This is a genomic window from Flavobacterium sp. LAR06, assembly GCF_041946075.1.
Lineage (GTDB): Bacteria > Bacteroidota > Bacteroidia > Flavobacteriales > Flavobacteriaceae > Flavobacterium.
In genome coordinates this window covers 191,370-209,474 of sequence record NZ_JAUTYT010000010.1, presented here as the reverse complement: position 1 = coordinate 209,474, position 18,105 = coordinate 191,370, and the positions used below count along the sequence as shown (strand labels likewise).

Sequence of the window (18,105 nt, the reverse complement as noted above, 5' to 3'; positions counted from 1 at the left end):
TTTCATTCCGTAAATAGTTATTAATTAAAATACATTTTAATTATGGAAACAAAATTTGAAGCAGGAATTAATATCGCCATTAAACTTCCAAAACATAAATACGACGAAACCGTAGCATTCTACCGTGACATTTTAAAACTGGAAGTTAAAGAAGTGCCTATAACTAATCCAACTGTCTCAAGGACGCATTCGGTGCAATTTGGACATAATGTCATTTGGCTGGATTGTGTTGATAATTATACACATTCTGAAACCTGGCTACAATTAACAGTTCCTGATGTCGAAGAAGCGACCAATTATTTAAAACAAAATGGAGTATCGACTTGCGATGAAATTGAAGAAATTCCGCAAAACATGCATTGGATTATGGATCCTTCAGGAACCGTTTTTAATTTGCAAAAAAAGAAGGAGTAAATATTGCTCCAGAAGAGCTACTCAACAAACCAGAAATTAAGCCTCCATTCCAAATGAATAAATTTGACTTTAATAATAAAAGATTTGCTGTTATTGAAAATTCCGATAATGGAGAAGTAAACACGCAAACCGTTTTCCACTATCAGCAGAAAGGTAATCTTGTAACAGCAGACTATTCTGGAGGAACAATAACCTACGGAAAAATTATCGCCAACTTAAAAGACGATAGATTACACATGCTTTATCAATGTTTAACAGTAGACAATGAATTGAAGGCGGGTAAGGCTTTAGCAAAAATTAGATTCACAGAAAACGGCAAAATTAAATTGACTTTAGATTGGGAATGGCTCGACGAAGAAAATGCAAAAGGAAGATCTGAATATCTGGAGATTGAGTAAAATATTAATCTGATTTAAAAAAAAACAAACCAATGAAACTAATCACTACCATCCTATTTTTAATCTTCAACTTAACCCTATTCGCACAATCAAATCAAGTTGCTGGCGAATATCAGCGTAGACTTGAAGACACACAAAATAAACATTTGATCGAATACAAATTAACGCTAAATCAAGACGGAACATTTTTATTTCATTCGTATTCAAAGATTAATGGAGGTGTTCCACCAGAAGTCAATAAATACGGAAAAGGAAAATGGACTGCAAAAGACAATCTGATTACTTTTTCTTCAAACAAACAAGAAGATTTTGATGCAAAATATACTTTGGATTTTAATAAGTCTACGGCGAGGTTTGTCACTAAAAACCCAAGAGATAAGTCGGACAAAATCGTTAAAACGAAACTTGCTTTTTTGGAATCAGGAATTCCCTCGATGGAAAGGATTGATATTTTTAAGATATGAAAACACCTCTATATAAATTAGCATTTCTTCTTATTCTGATTGCTTGTGAAAGAAAGCATGAAATACCAATTGGATCAAAAATAACCGCAAAATATATTGTCTTAAATGAAAATATTAGCAGAAGAATAGTTCATGACGTAGCGAATGTAAAAGAATTTGACAGAAGCGATAATAATGACAAAGAACCATTTAAAATAGACGGAAAAGTATATAAAATTGATATAGATTTTAGATTATACGGTGATGGAAGTCTGAAAATATTGAATGAACACTTATATCATAGTTTTAATTATTCAGATTTTGGGATGAAAAAAATTGAAATAAACAAGAAAACAATTGGTGAGAAATTTTTAATAAAATTTTCGTCTTCGTATGATAAAATTATTGACTGTAATGACACTCTAGAAATAGAAAAAAATTACCAAAAAGAAAAACTATTGTTTGTAAAAGAAAATACAGATAGCGGCAGAATCAGGATTTACGAATACAAATAAATACAAAAAATTTAATTTTACCATTACATCTCTCGGAAACATTACTTCCAACTTAAAAATTACAATTCGCATAAATGAAAATTATTCTAGAAAGAAAATTAGATTTTAAACAGTTTCAAAATTTGATTATTTTGACTTTTATTACTGTAATGGTATTTCTCGGCATGCTAAATTCAGTCGATTTTAAATCTTATTATAGCATCGAAATAGTTTTTCTGCTTTTGATCCTTATTTTCATTTCTATTTTATTTACTAAAAAAGGGCTGTTGATTGAAAATCGAAAACTTTATACCGCGACTTTTTTGTTTGGATTTGTATTAAGAAAAATAGTAATTAATACAACAGATTTTCAATTGCTTTCTATAATTAATGGAAAACTTTCAACAAACTATGGTTACACATACGACATTAAAAGATTACGTTATTGGGAACCTAACTTAAATTATTCGCAAAGTAGTTTTACTGTATGCATGGTTGACGAAAGCAAGGCTTATAAAAAGATTATGAGACTTACTAAATCTGAAAAAGTAAAACTAGCCATTGATTTTATTGTTAAAAATACAAGTCTACACTATTGATAAAACATACTGTGTTTAATCACTACTATGAAAACCAACCTCAAAAACCAATTCAATGAAAAAAATATTACTTTTAATTTTATTTGTATTTTCAATTAGCAGCTATTCTCAATCAGCTGGAGAAAAACTTTTTAAAGCCATTTTTGATCATAATTTAGATGCTGTAAAAAAGATTATTGAAGAAGATAAATCGCAAGTAAACTACGTTAGAAAAATAAACGCATCATTTTATATACCGGTATTAATGCAGGCAGTCGTAAATGATGAATTTGAAATTTCGAAGTATTTAATTGAAAACGGAGCCGATATTAATCAAACAGATGGTTTTAAAATGACCAATTTAATGTGGGCAGCAAACAATCAAAATGTAGAACTCACAAAACTGTTACTGAAAAAAGGGGCCGACAAAAACGCAAAAGACATGAATGGAATGACTGCATTAAAGGCTGCACAAGAAGTGAAGAATACGGAGATAATTGAACTTCTGAAAAACTAACCAAACTGTCAATGAGGATATTCTTTTTATTACTTACACTCCTTTGTTTACAAAAAATATTTGCCGACAATCCCAGAGTTAAATATAATTTTAAAAGTCTTAATTCGCGATATGAGTTAAAACCTTCTGACACTTTATTTTCAGACAATAAAGTTTATGAGGATTCTATTTATGACAGTAAAACTAAATCATATTACAAATCAACCTACACGATTCCTGACCGGTATTATTGGGGTTTATATGACACAAAAACTAAAGAAAAGCTTTATACAATAAAAAACGACAGTTTATTTATTGAATTCAAAACTGCTTTGATTTCTAATGATGGACAGAATATAGTTATTATCGACGATCGTTTGCCAGGATTTTGTTATAAAGGATTTGAAATTATGACATTTTATGAAAAAAATAAACGAATAAAACGTCTTAAACTTGGTGATTTAGTTCAAAATATGTGTTCGTTAAGTTATTCTGTAAGCCACATGTTTTGGTGTTTCAATGATTTTGATTTTAATGACAGTAAAGAAATAACCATAAGAACGTATGAATTTTACAACTATACTTTCAACAAAGATGGAGAATTACTAAATAAGCAAAGCAGTATAACATTCGGAGAAAATGATGCTTTAGTCGTTGGTGCAATTAAAAGAGAAAGTCGAAATAAATATTCGGTAAAAACTAACTTTTGCATTCGAGGAAATTTAAAAGCCGGAGAAATACTTGATATAAAATGTAAAGACAGTGAAATGAAGAAAATTTACGGAAGACTTTACGGCTTTTTAAAATCGAAAAAGAAGGCTATGAAAAAAGAATTTACAAGAACTTTTTTGATTAAAGACTCTAAAATTAAAAAAACAGATTTTGCCGTACCAATTTACAATTCCTACGACAGTTGCAATAGTGCAAATTTAATGGAATAAGAAGTTTCGGCTAAATTATTTCACAACACTTGCTGTATAAATTTCTTCTTAACTTTTATTGATTTTTATAAAAATGGAAAGACCTCGCTCTCCGAAGTGTTCCTTCCCAAGCGCTACGTAAATGTCTCTGACCTTTGCGTATTTTTTTTACGTTCTTAGAAACTATAAACCTTTTAAAAGACTCCTGACTTTTTACGTTCCCTCTAAGATTACAATTAAGGTTTCACCTTTGGTGGCAGAAACTTGATGTTTTTAAGATATAAATTAAAACAGTAAAGGGTAACATTAGTTACCCTTTACTTAAATATCATTTTTGAAATTGTTATTTCTCTTTTTTAATAGTACAGTACAATTTATTCCTGCCTTTTCTATTTCGGAATACTTTCAATAATATAACTGCTTTCCAATTGATTGAAAGCGATAATTTGATTTTTTAAAACCTCAATACGAACCGGAATTGCACTGGTATTGTAGTGTTTAATTGGTGTATTGAAATTATTCTTTTCAAAAACGTCAATCCCGGCAGAATACATTCTTGAAAAGTAAATACGATTGTCTGCAGTAATTTTTACATCGGTCAAATCTAATTGCTGAGAATATTTTCCAGCTAGAACTTCTGTGAAATTTTCATAATTAATATCACATTGGTAACCATAATTGGTACTTACAAAATAACTTTTATCTTCAGATAAAGCAAATAAGTGACTGTCAGCTACAGCTCCTTCAAAAGTGTAATAATACGATACTTCATCACCCTCTACGATTAGTTTTGTTAAAGCTGTTGAACTTCCATATTCTCGTCCTTCAGGATCTAAAACATAAAAATAATCTCCTTTTGCGTATACCAATTTTCTGTTTGCATTTGTACCAAATGAACCAAAACGATTTAAAACTTTATCCGTTGAACGGTCATAAACAAGCAATCCGCCTATATCTGCATGAATATGTTTTTCAATAAAGACTATATAATTATTGATCGGTATTGCAGTCCAAATGTCGTAATCTGTCTTTAAACTTATTGTTTCCTTTATTTGATGAGTAACTAAATCGATCACAAAAACGTTTCCTTCTTTACTCGGTACATACAAATCTTCAACGCCATTGTATTCTCCAATCGAACAAAAAAAGATTCGACCATTTACTGCAACTTTATCCTTATTCTGGTTATTTACATTGTAAAATATAACCTCACCTCCCTCGTTGTCAATGATGATGACTTCATTTTCGTTTTTAGGATTTTTAAGGGTTTGACCCGGTTTGAATTTCAATCCTCTTGGATTTTCTATGGATAAGATATTTTTACTCTTAATTGTTTTTCCATTTACAACCTTTGTAACCGTATAAAATACGTTAGGTTTCACGTATTGTCTAAGATCAATACTGTTATTCTCTTTCTGATTAACATTGACCTTTATTATATTTTCAGGAAGATAAATTTCCTGATTATTTAAATAAGAAGCGCCTATGGCGTGTATCGTGTATTTTTCGAAACCTGTATTGGTATCTTCTTCCCATGTTAATTTTAAACCGCCATCTGCTGTTTTTTCTAAAGACGTAAGGGAGAATGACAGCTCTTTATTTTCATGAAAAAGATAATTAATACTAATGGCTGTCATTTGCCTGTCCTCCTCATTAACATATTCTGTTACAACGGCATACCCTACAAACGAATTAAACGGAACTTCATTATCTGTGTATGTAGTGGTCAAGTTTTTACTAGTTTCAAATACCAGTTCTCCTGAATGTACTATCACCTCCTGATTCATAAACTCACTTGCATTTGTTTCGAATCTATAAACCTTGTAACTTTTAAATTTATTTATTACAACAGGTTTCCATGTCAACTCTAACTTATTGTTATTGCCTGTTAAACTAATTAATTCCGTTTGGGGTTCATAAATTGCATTTTCCGGAATCCGCTCTTCGTCATTCGAACAATTAACAAATAATAACAAAGTGAAGAAATAAAAGATATAGCTTTTTAAGTTTTGTAAGTTCATAAAGGCGGCTGTACTGATTTTTTGGTATGGATAAATTACATTTTTAAGTGGCCATTCTTTTATTTTTTACAAGCCAGTTGTAACTTCAGAATAAAAAAAATGGTTTAAAAAACGAGCACGAAGTTATAAAAAAATTATAGTTTATTTAACAAATCAATTTTATAAAAAAATACATAAAAAATCAATCTTTGCTAAACAGTGTTGCAAATCTGGCAATCTATTTTAAGAAAAATTAAACATGACACAAATCAATATCGAAGTTTTAAAACCAAAACAACATTTTGAAATACTTGACGGTTTAAGAGGAATAGCCGCTTTAGCCATTGTTGTTTTCCATTTTATGGAAATCGTTTATCCGCCTGCTGAAAATTTCATTGCTCACGGGTTTTTAGCCGTCGCCTTTTTCTTTTGCCTCTCCGGATTTGTTATTGCCTACGCTTATCATGATCGCATGGAAAAAATGAGTCTCACTGAATTCTTTAAATTACGATTAATTCGATTGCATCCGTTGGTAATTTTTGGTTCCGTATTGGGCTTGCTTACTTTTCTTTTTGATCCGTTTAATAATCATACGGCAACTTACGAAACCGGAAAATTGATTCTGGTAATTTTGAGCACGCTGCTTCTGATTCCTTTTCCAGCAATGCCAGATCGTTATTTCAATATATTTGGTCTAAACGCGCCAGCCTGGTCTTTGTTTTGGGAATATGTTGCCAATATTTTTTATGCCCTTTTCCTTCATAAACTAAGTCGTCGTGCGCTCTTTATATTAACCCTTTTTGCTGCAGCAGGAATTTGTTTTGTTAGCCATCGTGCGGGAGGTTCTCTAATGGGCGGATGGAACGGAGAAACCTTTTGGGATGGATGTGGTCGTATTTCGTTTTCCTTCTTAGCCGGAATGTTGATTTATCGTTCTAATTGGATCATCAAAACAAAACAGGGTTTTATTGTGTTGTCTGTATTATTGTTGTTCGCCCTATTATTGCCTTTTACTAGTTGGAACTGGCTGACAGAACCTATAGTTGTATTAGTTTACTTTCCGCTATTAATTGCAGTGGGAGCTGGAGCTACGCTAACAGAAGGTTTCAGAAAACTGTGCATCTTCTTCGGAAAAATATCGTATCCGTTATACATGACGCATTATGCCGTGATGTGGATATTCGCAGGCTATTATGCGAAATACAAACCAGCAACAGGTCAATTGGCTCTTATCATCGTAATTGGAACACTTCTTTTGCTTGGTTTCGCTTATTTAACAATGGTTTTTTATGATACTCCAATTCGAAAGTATTTAACGGAAAGAAGAAAGAAAGCTTAATTTTAAAGAAGAAATAAGCACCTAAATAACAATTTTCCAATGAACAATGATTTCTATTATAAAGCTGTAGAACCAGACGAGTCACTTCTTGACTTTGTAGAAAATATTGGGATGTTTCATAATCCGTCAGACAAAGCCATGGAAGTGGTCTTAATGCCAGACGGAAGAATTGATTTGTTTTTTATGAAAACAGAATCAGAGCCATTTGAAATTACACTTATTGGTCTGGAAAATGTACCTGAACAACAAACTATTCCGGCCCATACAATCGCTTTTAAAATTAGTTTTAAACCCTTAGGAGTCGAATATCTTTTACAGACTTCTATTGCTGATATTTTAAACAGCGCCAAAGTTTTACCAAAAGACTTTTGGGATGTTACCAACGAAGATTTGAAAAATTTTGACGCCTTTCATTTTAAAATAACCACAAAACTAAAGGAACTTTTACTCGCTAAAATCGACGAACGAAAACGCAAACTTTTTAAACTGGTTTATGAATCAAATGGTGAAATAAAAATACAGCAGCTTTCTGAAGAAATATCCTGGAGCAGCCGTGAAATCAATAGGTATTTCAACAAACAATTCGGGCTTTCATTAAATGCATTCTGCAAAATATTACGATTCAAGGCATCATTAGAACATATTGCAAAAGGCAGACTTTTCCCGGAATTAAACTTCACCGATCAAACGCATTTCATCAAAGAAATAAAAAAATTCTCCGGCGTTGTACCCAGCGAATTGCTGAAAAATAAAGATGACCGATTTATACTATTATCCGTTCTAAAACAGCAATAATTTTGTTCCGACCAAAGGCTGAAAAGCTAAACGGAATCAAATTAACTTAAAATGGAACGGAAATGTTACTAGAAAATAAACAAGTCACTATCATTGGCGGTGGCCCCGGCGGACTTACATTAGCCAGACTTTTACAACTGCAAAACGTTAATGTAAAAGTATACGAAAGAGATTTAAATAAAAATGCAAGAGTACAAGGTTCTCCCTTGGATATGCATGATGATTCAGGCTTAGCCGCTATTCGCAAAGCCAATTTATTTGAAGAATTCAGAACTAATTTTATGCCTGGTGCAGATAAAACACTCCTTTTAAACGAGCAGGCAAAAGTATTTTACAGCGATCACGAAACGAATCTTGAGGAAGACTTTGACAATGAATATTTTCGTCCAGAGATTGACCGCGGTGTACTCCGAAAAGTATTAATCGAATCGATACAACCAGAAACAATAGTTTGGGACAGTCATTTTATTTCGATGGAGCCACAAAACGAAGGCTGGCTGCTGCATTTCAAAAACGGTCTATCCGTTTACGCTGATCTTGTAATTGGATCTGATGGTGCTAATTCGAAAATCCGCCCCTACATTACAGATATCAAACCTTTTTATTCAGGCATAACCATGCTGGAGGGCAATATTTACAATTCTGAAAAAGCCGCACCACATCTGCATTCGGTAATAAAGGGAGGAAAAATAATGGCTTTCGGAAATAAAAAAAACATATTGATGGGACAAAAAGGCGACGGCGCTCTTGGTTTTTACGCCAGCTTTAAAGCGGATGAAAACTGGTCTATTGAAAGTGGTTTAGATTTCGCTGACAAAGAGCAAATTTTAAAATGGTTTAAAAACACCTATCCCGAATGGAGCACTGTTTGGTATGAACTATTCGAAAATGTATCGGTACCTTTTATTCCGCGCCTAATTAATTGTATGCCATTAGATCAAACCTGGGAAGCTTTACCTAATGTAACCATCATTGGTGACGCTGCACACGTAATGCCTCCTTTTGCAGGTGAAGGTGCCAATATGGCCATGCTTGATGCTTTGGAATTAAGCGAGAACCTGACTTCAAATCAATATGCAACGCTGCAGGAAGCCATTGCAAACTATGAATTAAATATGTGTGAAAGAGCATCAAAAGCCGCAAAGGAATCCCTTGAAAACGGTGAAAAAATGCACTCAAAAGATGCATTAAAAACAATGTTGGAGTTTTTTTCTTAACTCACAATATAGAAAGACAATGAAGAATTTTCTCTCGCAGATTTGGCAGATTTTTTTTAATGCATTTATCTGCTTAATCTCCAAAATCTGCGAGAGCAAACTCTGCGCCCTTGTGAGATTGAATAAATCCTCCTCTAAAAAACTTCATATTCAGCTTCTTAACGACAATACAAAAAACTTACTATCTTAGAAGCTTAGCATCTTAGCAACTTTCTTATAATAAATCGCTAATTTCGCTTTCCAATTAAGAAAGAGAAAATGAAGGTCTGTATTGCCGAGAAACCAAGTGTAGCACGTGAAATCGCATCCGTTTTGGGCGCTAATACCAAGCATGATGGTTATTACGAAGGCAATGGTTATGCAGTGACCTATACTTTTGGGCATTTATGCACCTTAAAAGAACCCAACGATTACAAACCACACTGGAAAAGCTGGGATTTAAATAACTTACCCATGCTTCCGGAGAAATTCGAAACCAAAGTGGTTGAGAATTCAGGAATCCAAAAACAATTCAAAATTGTAAAAAGTCTATTCGACAAAGCCGAAGTAGTCATAAACTGCGGGGATGCCGGGCAAGAAGGAGAACTGATTCAGCGTTGGGTGATGAACGAAGCCAATTATAAAGGTGAAGTACAACGTTTGTGGATTTCGTCTTTGACAACAGAAGCCATAAAAGAAGGTTTTGATAACCTAAAACCCTCTGCCAATTACGATAATTTATTCTACGCTGGTTTTTCAAGAGCGATTGGCGATTGGCTACTCGGAATGAATGCTACCCGTTTGTATACCGTAAAACATGGCGGTTACAAACAAGTATTGTCCATTGGTCGTGTGCAAACGCCAACCTTAGCGATGGTGGTGGATCGTTTTAAAGAGATTGAAAATTTCAAACCCCAACCCTATTGGGAATTGCAGACTTTATACAGAGAAACACTTTTTAGTTATGAAGAAGGCCGTTTTTTGAATAAAGAAGACGGACAGCTTTTGGCCAATAAAGTAAAAGAAAGTGACTTCGAAATTGTTTCGGTAGATAAAAAGAACGGAAATGAATTTGCTCCAAAATTGTTTGATTTAACAGGTTTACAGGTGTATTGCAATACCAAATTTGGGTTTTCGGCAGATGAAACGCTTAAAATTGCGCAGAGTTTGTACGAACAAAAAGTAGTTACCTATCCCAGAGTTGATACGACATTTTTACCTAGTGATATTTATCCCAAAGTACCGGGAATTCTGCAGAAATTATCGAATTACAGTACGTTGACCCAACCGCTTTTAGAGAAAAAAATTAAAAAATCACCAAAGGTTTTCAACGACAAAAAAGTTACCGATCACCACGCTATTATTCCAACCGGAATAGAAATCAATTTGCCGTACAATCAGCAACAGGTTTACGATATCATTGTAAAGCGTTTTATTGCTGTTTTTTATGATGATTGTTTGGTTGCCAACACCACAGTAGTTGGAAAAGCGGCTGACGTACTATTTAAAACCACCGGAAAAGAGATCCTGAAAAAAGGTTTCCGTGTTGTATTTGAAGATCCGAATGCCAAAGAAAAAGAAGCGGATATATTACCAAGTTTTGTTGTGGGCGAAAGAGGTCCGCATGAACCTTCGTTTTTAGAGAAAGAAACCAAACCACCGAATCAGTTTACGGAAGCGACTTTATTGCGCGCCATGGAAACTGCTGGAAAACAAGTAGACGACGAAGATTTGCGCGAATTGATGAAAGAAAACGGAATTGGCCGTCCGTCAACACGTGCAAATATTATTGAAACGCTTTTTAAACGTCAATACATCGTTCGAAACAAAAAACAAGTATTGCCAACACCAACCGGAATTCAGCTTATTGAAACGATTCAGAATGAATTAATCAAATCGGCTGAATTGACAGGTTCCTGGGAGAAGCAACTGAAAGATATCGAGAAAGGAACTTACACCGCCGGTGCCTTTATAAAAAACATGAAACGCATGGTTGAAGCTTTGGTCACGGAAGTCCGAAGTGAAACCCGACACGCCAATATTTCGCATGTTGGTAATTTGCAGAAAGAAGCCGTAAAAGTCGAACAAAAGAAAGTGGCCGGAATTTTGGCAGAAGCCTGCCCTAAATGCAAAAAAGGAAATCTGATTAAAGGAAAATCGGCTTACGGCTGTTCTGAATATAAGTCGGGTTGTGATTTTGTATTGCCTTATGTTTTTTCAGATAAAAAAATAACGGAGAGCCAATATATGCGATTGCTTCAAAAAGGTTCAACCGTAAATATAAAAGGCTTTAAAACCGAAGCTGGTGCCGTAGAAGGTTTAATTCGTTTTGAAGAAAACTACAAACTTAAATTAGAGGCAAAAAAAACAGCTTCAAAAGCAAAACCTGAAGCAAAAGTAAATACAGCATCAGATGCATTAGCGTGCCCTAAATGCAAAAATGGAACGGTTCTAAAAGGAAACACAGCTTACGGCTGCAGTGATTATAAACTGGGTTGCGATTTCAAAGTAAGCTTTGATGAGGTCAGAGCGAAACTAAAGGACCAAAAACCTACCAAAGAATTGGTTTATTCCATTTTAAGCGAAAGTGTTTAAAGTTTTTTGCCACTCCCATAGCTATCGGGATCAAGGATTAAAATGATTTTTCATTTCACAATTGCTTGCCCATTCCTTTCATTCAGGTCGCAGGTATGCTTTTTTTTCATAATTTAGTAGTACTATTTAACATCATCTAAAAACCAAAAATATGTTTCAAAAAACCACTCTTCTCCTTGTTTTATTAGCCGTTGTATCTTGCAAAAAAGCAGAAACAGTTGAGAAAGATAAAATCAAATTGGCCGACTGGCTTATTGGAACCTGGGAAAATAAAACAGAAGACGGTGTTTTGACAGAAAACTGGCAAAAACTAAACGACAGTACATTTACAGCAACTTCCTATTTCATTAAAAACAACGACACTTTGCATGCTGAGAAAATAACCTTAGCTCAAAAAGGCGAAATGTTATTGTACAGCGCAGCGGTAAACGGACAAAACAACGACAAAGCCATCGATTTTGGTTCGACTACAGAAAGCGAAAACAAATTGGTTTTCGAAAATCCATCACACGATTATCCTCAAAAAATAACGTATTCAAAAGGAGCTAATAATACTTTGACAGCTGAAATTTCCGGGAATTTACAAGGGAAGATGACGAAGGAGAAGTTTGTTATGACTAAGAAGTAGATTTTTTTTGTAAACAGTTAAAAGTAAGAAGTAAAATGTTTGAAATCATAAAAAAAGTAAAAATTCTATTTCTTCATCTTCTTTTACTTTCTCTTTTTATATCATGTGGAGATCCAGGATTGGATTATAAAAACCTCAAATCCTGTTTTATTTATGAAGCTGGAATTTATTCAAATCCACATCAGCGAAAAAATCTTTTAGTTAAAGAATTAAAAGATGGCTCGCTAATATTTGCCATTAGAAATTCGAGAAACAAAATACTATTTCAGCAAAGCCTGAATCAAACTTTCAGCAAATATCATTATTGGGCTTTATATGCCGATAGAAATTTTGACATATGATATTATAATTCAGATTATAGTTCTTCACACGCAATTTTATTTAATAAAGAAACTTAAGTCTATGAGATAAAAGACTTTTGTGACGATAAATTGCAATTACCCGAAAAATTTAGAAAAGAATTAAAATTGAAAAGTACATTGCTAAATTGTGAGTCATTAGAAAATAATAAATAAAAATTAAAACTTTGAAAAGAGCTTTCTTCTTAATTTTAACTTTAATTTTCATCGTAGGTTGTAATTCAAAAATTGAAAATACATTAGAAGATGTTATTGATAATTATTCCTTTAATAAAACAAAATCTAACAGTAAAGAAATAATTATCAAGCTATACGATACAACAATTACCAAAAGAAGAATAACAGATGTTGAATTCTTCCCTTCAAAAAAAGAATTTAAAGCTTTAAATAAGCAACAACTTGAAAGTTTTGACAGATTATTTATAAATGCTAAAAAAACTGGATACTGTTGTTGTCCCACAGCTATTTATTCCATTCATTTTTTAAATACAAAAGAAGAACTGGATCTACTTTATGTTGATACGCTTCAATTTAAAAACAAGGTAAGAATCTATGAAAAGGGCTTACAATACTCTTATATCATTGAAAAACAAAAATGGAAAGATTATCTAAACGAATTTTAAAAATTAAAAAAAAACACGGTTCTACCATTTTCGTACGGCTGGATTTCAGTCCATTCTAGACCCAAACAAAAAACTTAGCGCCTTCGTGGCAAACCTGGCTACTCATTTTCCCCAATCTTATTCACCATAAAAATCATCAGTATTCCTAAGAGCGCCATTATTAAAAACGCCCATTTCATACTTAGATATTCCGAGATAAAACCCACCATTGGCGGCACAAGTAAAAATCCAAGATAACCAACAGTAGATATAGAAGTTAAGGCAGAACCGCTGCTCAATTTTGATGATCTGCCGGCAATAGCAAATACTAGCGGAACCACGCAGGAAACCCCTACTCCAATCAATACATAGCCAAAAATAGTTGGGTAAGCATAAGGGAGAATAAAACAGATACCAAATCCTGCTGTGATCAAAATACCGCTATAAAACAGAATTCGTTTCGTACCAAATTTCATTACACCATAATCTCCAAACAAACGTCCTAACGTTACTGCTGTTGCAAAAAATACAAAGGCAGCACTGGTTAATTTTGAAGAAGCATGCAAAATATTTTTAAAATAAATACCGCTCCAGTCGTACATCGTATTTTCGCAAGCCATAGACACAAAACAAATCATGGCAAACTTAACAAGGTTTTTTTCTGGCATCGAAAAGAACTTCTTTTTAACCGGTACCGGCTCATTGTGAATACTCATTGGATAAAAACAAGCCGTAAGTCCCATCATAAAAACACTTACTCCTAATAAATGATGTGAAGGCGCAATATGCTGTGTAACCATCACATAGCCTAAACCTGCTCCGGAAAAAACAGCAATACTCCAAACCGCATGAAACCGCGTTATGATCGATTTTGGATATAATTTTTGAACCTCCAGCGACTGTGCATTAATAGATAAATTGAAAATATTACGAGAAGCTCCAAAAATTAAAAGAACTATAACCAACTGCCATACAAAAGCCACTAAACCAGGTAAGGCCAAGGCAATATTAAACATGACTGCTCCTAACAACATAATATAACGACTGCTGTATTTATTTAATAACATTCCGGTAAAAGGCATTGTCAGCATTAAACCAATCGGAAATGCAAATAAAACAGCACCAAATTCAGCTTCAGACAAATGTAATTCTGCTTGTATATGTGGAATTCGCGATACCCAGGAAGAATATCCAAAACCTGAAAGGAAAAAAAATACAGTATTGGCAAGTCTAAATCCTTTTGGCGAACCCTGTATTTTTTTAAAAAAAGGAATGATCATGTAGTTGTGTCATTTTGTTCGGCTGCAAAATTAGGGCTTTTGCTCCTATTCTATTCTACGATACTCTTTTTAATTTTTGAAGTCACTCCTTATATATTTAAAGCCAATTTTTAAATCAGAATAAAAATTATAATTTTACGAATTATTAATTTTAATTATTCTAAATAAGCTTTAGATTTGTAAAAAATATCATTCTTAATAATTTATACCTTGATCTTATGAAATCAAATACATTAAAAAAAATCACCTTTTTTCTTTTTATGCTTGTTGCAAGTCCGCAATTATTTGCACATGCCCTTTGGATAGAAACTAAGGCAACAGGAACAAAAGGAAAAGCGCAGGAAATCTCTGTTTACTTTGGAGAATTTTCAGATAACGATATTACTAAAGCTGACAAATGGTTTTCAGATTTAAAAGATTTTTCGCTGGTTGTGATTAGCCCATCAAAAAAGGAAACTAAACTTTCAGCAAAAGCATTAGATAATAAATATCAGGCCTTTTTTACACCAGATGAAGAAGGAGTATATACAATTGTAATGCATCATAAAGTAAAAGATGTTTATGGTACTATGGTTTTAGATTATAACTCAAGCGCTAACGTAACTGTTGGTACTGCAGCAAAAGGAAATGAAGCTGTAGCGAACACAAATGTTATCAGTTTATTTTCTAAAGATGTTTTAACGGCAAAACAAAATACAAAAATCAATGTAAATGCTCTATACGAAGGTAAAATTGCCAAAGAGCAAAAAATGAAAGTAATTGCTCCAAACGGATGGGAAAAAGAATTATGGAGTAATGAAAATGGAGAGATCTCATTTACACCAATCTGGCCAGGAAATTATATGGTAGAATTTGCTTATACTGAAAAAGCTTCTGGCGAACACAATGGCAAAAAATACGATGAAATCTGGAAAATGGCTACTTACTTAATTTCTGTTAAATAACATACTATATTTAGATCATTATCTATTTGCAATAATTAAAACCTTGTTCTTTTGAGCAAGGTTTTTTTCATTTTAATTAGTACCTAAAGCTTTAGAAGTGAAATATATTATTACTATTTATAATGAATAAAAATAAAAAACGCAATATCTTAATCTAATCTTAAGACAAAAATAATGTAATATTAAGCAAGAAAAGACATTGTTAAATTTTGTTAAAACTAATAAGTAGACTTATATTTGCACAAAAAAATTATTTTTATTAAATCTAAATAAAGAACATGAAACATAGTTTACTACTTGCATTATCGTTTCTAAGCTTTGCAGCTTATAGCCAGGAATACACAAGTGCAGAAAACACGACTACTTTAAATGATACTGTAAAAAATAAAAAAGGAGAGATTCTTAATGAGGTAATTGTTACTAAAACAAGAGAGCCAAAACCTGTAACTGCCGTTCGTTCTGGATTAAAACCAATGGATAATCCACAAGCTATACAAGTTATTGGTTCTGAAATTATCGAACAACAACAAGCTATCAGATTAAGTGAGGTATTGAAAAATGCAAATGGTGTTTATGTAAGTTCTGCAAGAGGTGGTGCTCAGGAATCATTTTTCTCAAGAGGGTATGATATGGGACCAAATAATATGTTTAAAAATGGGTTCCGCTATAATGCGGGTTCTATCCCTGATGTTTCCGGTTTAGACAAAGTAGAATTCCTTAAAGGCGGTTCAGCATTGCTATTTGGAAATGTAGCTCCGGGTGGAATCCTTAATCTTGTAACTAAAACTCCATCATTCAAAAGTGGTGGTGAAATAGCAATGCAAATGGGTAGTTATGCTTTTTATAAGCCATCTATCGATTTTTATGGTCCCTTAACTAACTCTATCGCTTTTAGAATTAACGGGTCGTATGAAAACTCAGAAAGTTTTAGAGATGTTGTAAAAAACGAACGTTTATACATTAATCCATCTTTACTTTTTAATGTAACTCAAAAAACACAAATAACGCTTCAGGGAGATTATCTATCTGCAGATTGGACTCCTGATTTTGGAACTGGAATTATCGGAAAAGAAATTTTAGACTTACCGCGTAATGCTTTTTACGGATCATTATGGTCAAATGGTACAACTAAATCTGCCAGTGCATCTGTATTATTAAATCATGATTTCAATAAAAACTGGAAGCTTAATTTCAATAGTTCTTATCAAACGTACAATAGATCACAAAAATCTACAGCTCAGCTATCAGGTTTAGATGATACCAAAATATATCCAACTCCAGGTTACTGGAACAGAGGATTAACTCAAGGACAAAACTTAGAGCAAATTTTAGGAGATCAATTAAGCCTTCAGGGTAACTTTAATACTGGATCAGTAAAACATCAAATTTTTACTGGTGTGGATTGGGAAAACTCGTTTGCAACTGCTTATACTTATGCTTTTAGTGAAGAATCTGTATTAATAAATGATAAATATGACCCTAGTCTTTATGACACAATTTATCTTTATGATTTTGATCCGTCAACACAAAGAAATGACATTCCGAACGCAAGAGCAACACAAATTGCAAAAACAGAAACAAATCGCTTTGGAGTTTATTTCCAGGATTTCATCTCAATTACAGAAAAATTCAAAGTTTTGGCAGGTCTAAGATGGTCTTGGCAAGAAGCAGAAGTTAGTACTTACAAAGAAACTGCTGCTGGCGAAGGAAATCCAGAAAAAGCAGTTCCAACTGTTACTCCAAAACGTCTTGATAACGCATTTTCTCCAAAAATAGGATTAGTTTATCAGCCACAAAAAGACCTATCATTATTTGCAAGTTACTCAAGCTCTTTTACGCCAAATACAGGAACAACGGTTGATTTACAACCCTTAGAAGCTTCCATTATAAATCAATACGAAGCTGGAATCAAAAAAGATTTCTGGAACGGGTCTTTAAGTACAAACTTGACCGTATATCAAATTACAAATAGTAATCTGGCACAAACAGCAGAATTAGACGCAAATGGAGCTCTTAATGTGAATAATCAGCTAAAAGTACTTGGCGGAGGTACTAAAAGTAAAGGTGTGGAAATTGATGTTACTGCAAGACCAATTGAAGGACTTAACATAATTGCAGGTTACAGCTATAATGATATGCGCTATACAAATACTTCCGGAACCAGTGGAAGTTTTGTAGAGGGTGACCGTGTAGCCAGAACACCGCAAAATACAGCAAATTTAAGTTTCTTCTATACTTTGCCATCAGGTGTTTTAAAAGGTTTATCTTTTGGAGCAATCGCAAATTATATCGGAGATCGTTTAGGCGGATGGAATGACGATTACTTGTGGACAGAAAATAAACCTACACCTGAAAAACCAAAACCAGATACGGCATACACTGTTACAATCAGAGATCGCGATATTCCGTTAGAAGGATACGTTACTATAGATGCTTCTCTTGGATATGAATGGAAGAAATTCTCCATTTTATGTAAACTTTCAAACATAACAAACGAGTTGAATTATACCGTTCACGAAAATTATAGTGTGAATCCTATCGCACCTCGTCAAATCATGACAAGTCTACGATACAAGTTCTAAAAATTTGAATTAGATTTTAATTAGCCAGGGCTTTTTCTGCAC

Annotated in this window: 18 protein-coding genes; 16 read left to right on the top strand and 2 right to left on the bottom strand. The window is 33.3% G+C overall.

The features are described 5' to 3' along the window. The first annotated feature begins 42 nt into the window (after positions 1 to 42). From Q7C23_RS15710 to Q7C23_RS15680, 7 genes are all read left to right on the top strand, one after another. Positions 43 to 414, top strand: coding sequence for a VOC family protein (locus tag Q7C23_RS15710; RefSeq protein WP_375033429.1), 372 nt, complete (start codon positions 43 to 45; stop codon positions 412 to 414). A gap of 53 nt (positions 415 to 467) precedes the next feature. After that, positions 468 to 812, top strand: coding sequence for a hypothetical protein (locus tag Q7C23_RS15705; protein WP_375033428.1), 345 nt, complete (start codon positions 468 to 470; stop codon positions 810 to 812). Between the two features lie 32 nt (positions 813 to 844). Then, positions 845 to 1,276, top strand: a complete 432-nt coding sequence (locus Q7C23_RS15700; protein ID WP_375033427.1) for a hypothetical protein — start codon at positions 845 to 847, stop codon at positions 1,274 to 1,276. Next, positions 1,273 to 1,770, top strand: coding sequence for a hypothetical protein (locus Q7C23_RS15695; RefSeq protein WP_375033426.1), 498 nt, complete (start codon positions 1,273 to 1,275; stop codon positions 1,768 to 1,770). Before Q7C23_RS15700 ends, Q7C23_RS15695 begins: the two co-directional genes overlap by 4 nt. Positions 1,771 to 1,844: 74 nt before the next feature. Continuing rightward, the gene (locus Q7C23_RS15690) at positions 1,845 to 2,348 is read left to right on the top strand and encodes a hypothetical protein (protein ID WP_375033425.1); all 504 of its coding nucleotides are present in this window, start codon (positions 1,845 to 1,847) and stop codon (positions 2,346 to 2,348) included. Between the two features lie 55 nt (positions 2,349 to 2,403). Then, positions 2,404 to 2,844 (top strand): ankyrin repeat domain-containing protein, encoded by a 441-nt coding sequence (locus tag Q7C23_RS15685; RefSeq protein ID WP_375033424.1) that lies wholly within the window; start codon positions 2,404 to 2,406, stop codon positions 2,842 to 2,844. An 11-nt stretch (positions 2,845 to 2,855) separates the two neighbouring features. Next, entirely contained in the window at positions 2,856 to 3,764 is a 909-nt protein-coding gene (locus tag Q7C23_RS15680; protein WP_375033423.1) for a hypothetical protein, read from the top strand. Positions 3,765 to 4,132: 368 nt separating this feature from the next. On the opposite strand, the gene Q7C23_RS15675 is transcribed toward Q7C23_RS15680, so the two are convergent. After that, positions 4,133 to 5,764 carry a hypothetical protein gene (locus Q7C23_RS15675; RefSeq protein WP_375033422.1) on the bottom strand — a complete coding sequence of 544 codons (1,632 nt, stop codon included), beginning with the start codon at positions 5,762 to 5,764 and terminating at the stop codon, positions 4,133 to 4,135. A 238-nt stretch (positions 5,765 to 6,002) separates the two neighbouring features. Here Q7C23_RS15675 and Q7C23_RS15670 point away from each other — a divergent pair, with 238 nt between their 5' ends. The 7 genes from Q7C23_RS15670 (at position 6,003) to Q7C23_RS15640 (ending at position 13,278) form a co-directional block, all read left to right on the top strand. Continuing rightward, positions 6,003 to 7,082 (top strand): acyltransferase family protein, encoded by a 1,080-nt coding sequence (locus Q7C23_RS15670; RefSeq protein WP_375033421.1) that lies wholly within the window; start codon positions 6,003 to 6,005, stop codon positions 7,080 to 7,082. A 39-nt stretch (positions 7,083 to 7,121) separates the two neighbouring features. Beyond that, positions 7,122 to 7,877: a helix-turn-helix domain-containing protein gene (locus Q7C23_RS15665; protein ID WP_375033420.1), complete on the top strand. Its 756-nt coding sequence runs from the start codon at positions 7,122 to 7,124 to the stop codon at positions 7,875 to 7,877. 62 nt (positions 7,878 to 7,939) lie between these two features. After that, entirely contained in the window at positions 7,940 to 9,094 is a 1,155-nt protein-coding gene (locus Q7C23_RS15660) for an FAD-dependent oxidoreductase (RefSeq protein WP_375033419.1), read from the top strand. A gap of 258 nt (positions 9,095 to 9,352) precedes the next feature. Then, a complete protein-coding gene (locus tag Q7C23_RS15655) occupies positions 9,353 to 11,668 on the top strand; it encodes a DNA topoisomerase 3 (protein WP_375033418.1) in 2,316 nt (771 codons plus the stop codon). A 151-nt stretch (positions 11,669 to 11,819) separates the two neighbouring features. Beyond that, positions 11,820 to 12,296: a DUF6265 family protein gene (locus Q7C23_RS15650; protein WP_375033417.1), complete on the top strand. Its 477-nt coding sequence runs from the start codon at positions 11,820 to 11,822 to the stop codon at positions 12,294 to 12,296. A 35-nt stretch (positions 12,297 to 12,331) separates the two neighbouring features. Beyond that, on the top strand, positions 12,332 to 12,637 hold the full coding sequence (locus Q7C23_RS15645) for a hypothetical protein (RefSeq protein WP_375033416.1): 306 nt from the start codon (positions 12,332 to 12,334) through the stop codon (positions 12,635 to 12,637). A 185-nt stretch (positions 12,638 to 12,822) separates the two neighbouring features. Next, positions 12,823 to 13,278 (top strand): hypothetical protein, encoded by a 456-nt coding sequence (locus Q7C23_RS15640; protein WP_375033415.1) that lies wholly within the window; start codon positions 12,823 to 12,825, stop codon positions 13,276 to 13,278. Between the two features lie 98 nt (positions 13,279 to 13,376). On the opposite strand, the gene Q7C23_RS15635 is transcribed toward Q7C23_RS15640, so the two are convergent. Continuing rightward, complete coding sequence (locus Q7C23_RS15635) at positions 13,377 to 14,537, bottom strand: MFS transporter (RefSeq protein WP_375033414.1); 1,161 nt, start codon at positions 14,535 to 14,537, stop codon at positions 13,377 to 13,379. A gap of 218 nt (positions 14,538 to 14,755) precedes the next feature. Between Q7C23_RS15635 and Q7C23_RS15630 the strand changes: the two genes are divergently transcribed. Together Q7C23_RS15630 and Q7C23_RS15625 are read left to right on the top strand one after the other, a co-directional pair. Next, positions 14,756 to 15,481, top strand: a complete 726-nt coding sequence (locus Q7C23_RS15630) for a DUF4198 domain-containing protein (protein WP_375033413.1) — start codon at positions 14,756 to 14,758, stop codon at positions 15,479 to 15,481. 278 nt (positions 15,482 to 15,759) lie between these two features. Further along, positions 15,760 to 18,063: a TonB-dependent siderophore receptor gene (locus Q7C23_RS15625; RefSeq protein ID WP_375033412.1), complete on the top strand. Its 2,304-nt coding sequence runs from the start codon at positions 15,760 to 15,762 to the stop codon at positions 18,061 to 18,063. The last annotated feature ends 42 nt before the right edge of the window (positions 18,064 to 18,105 follow it).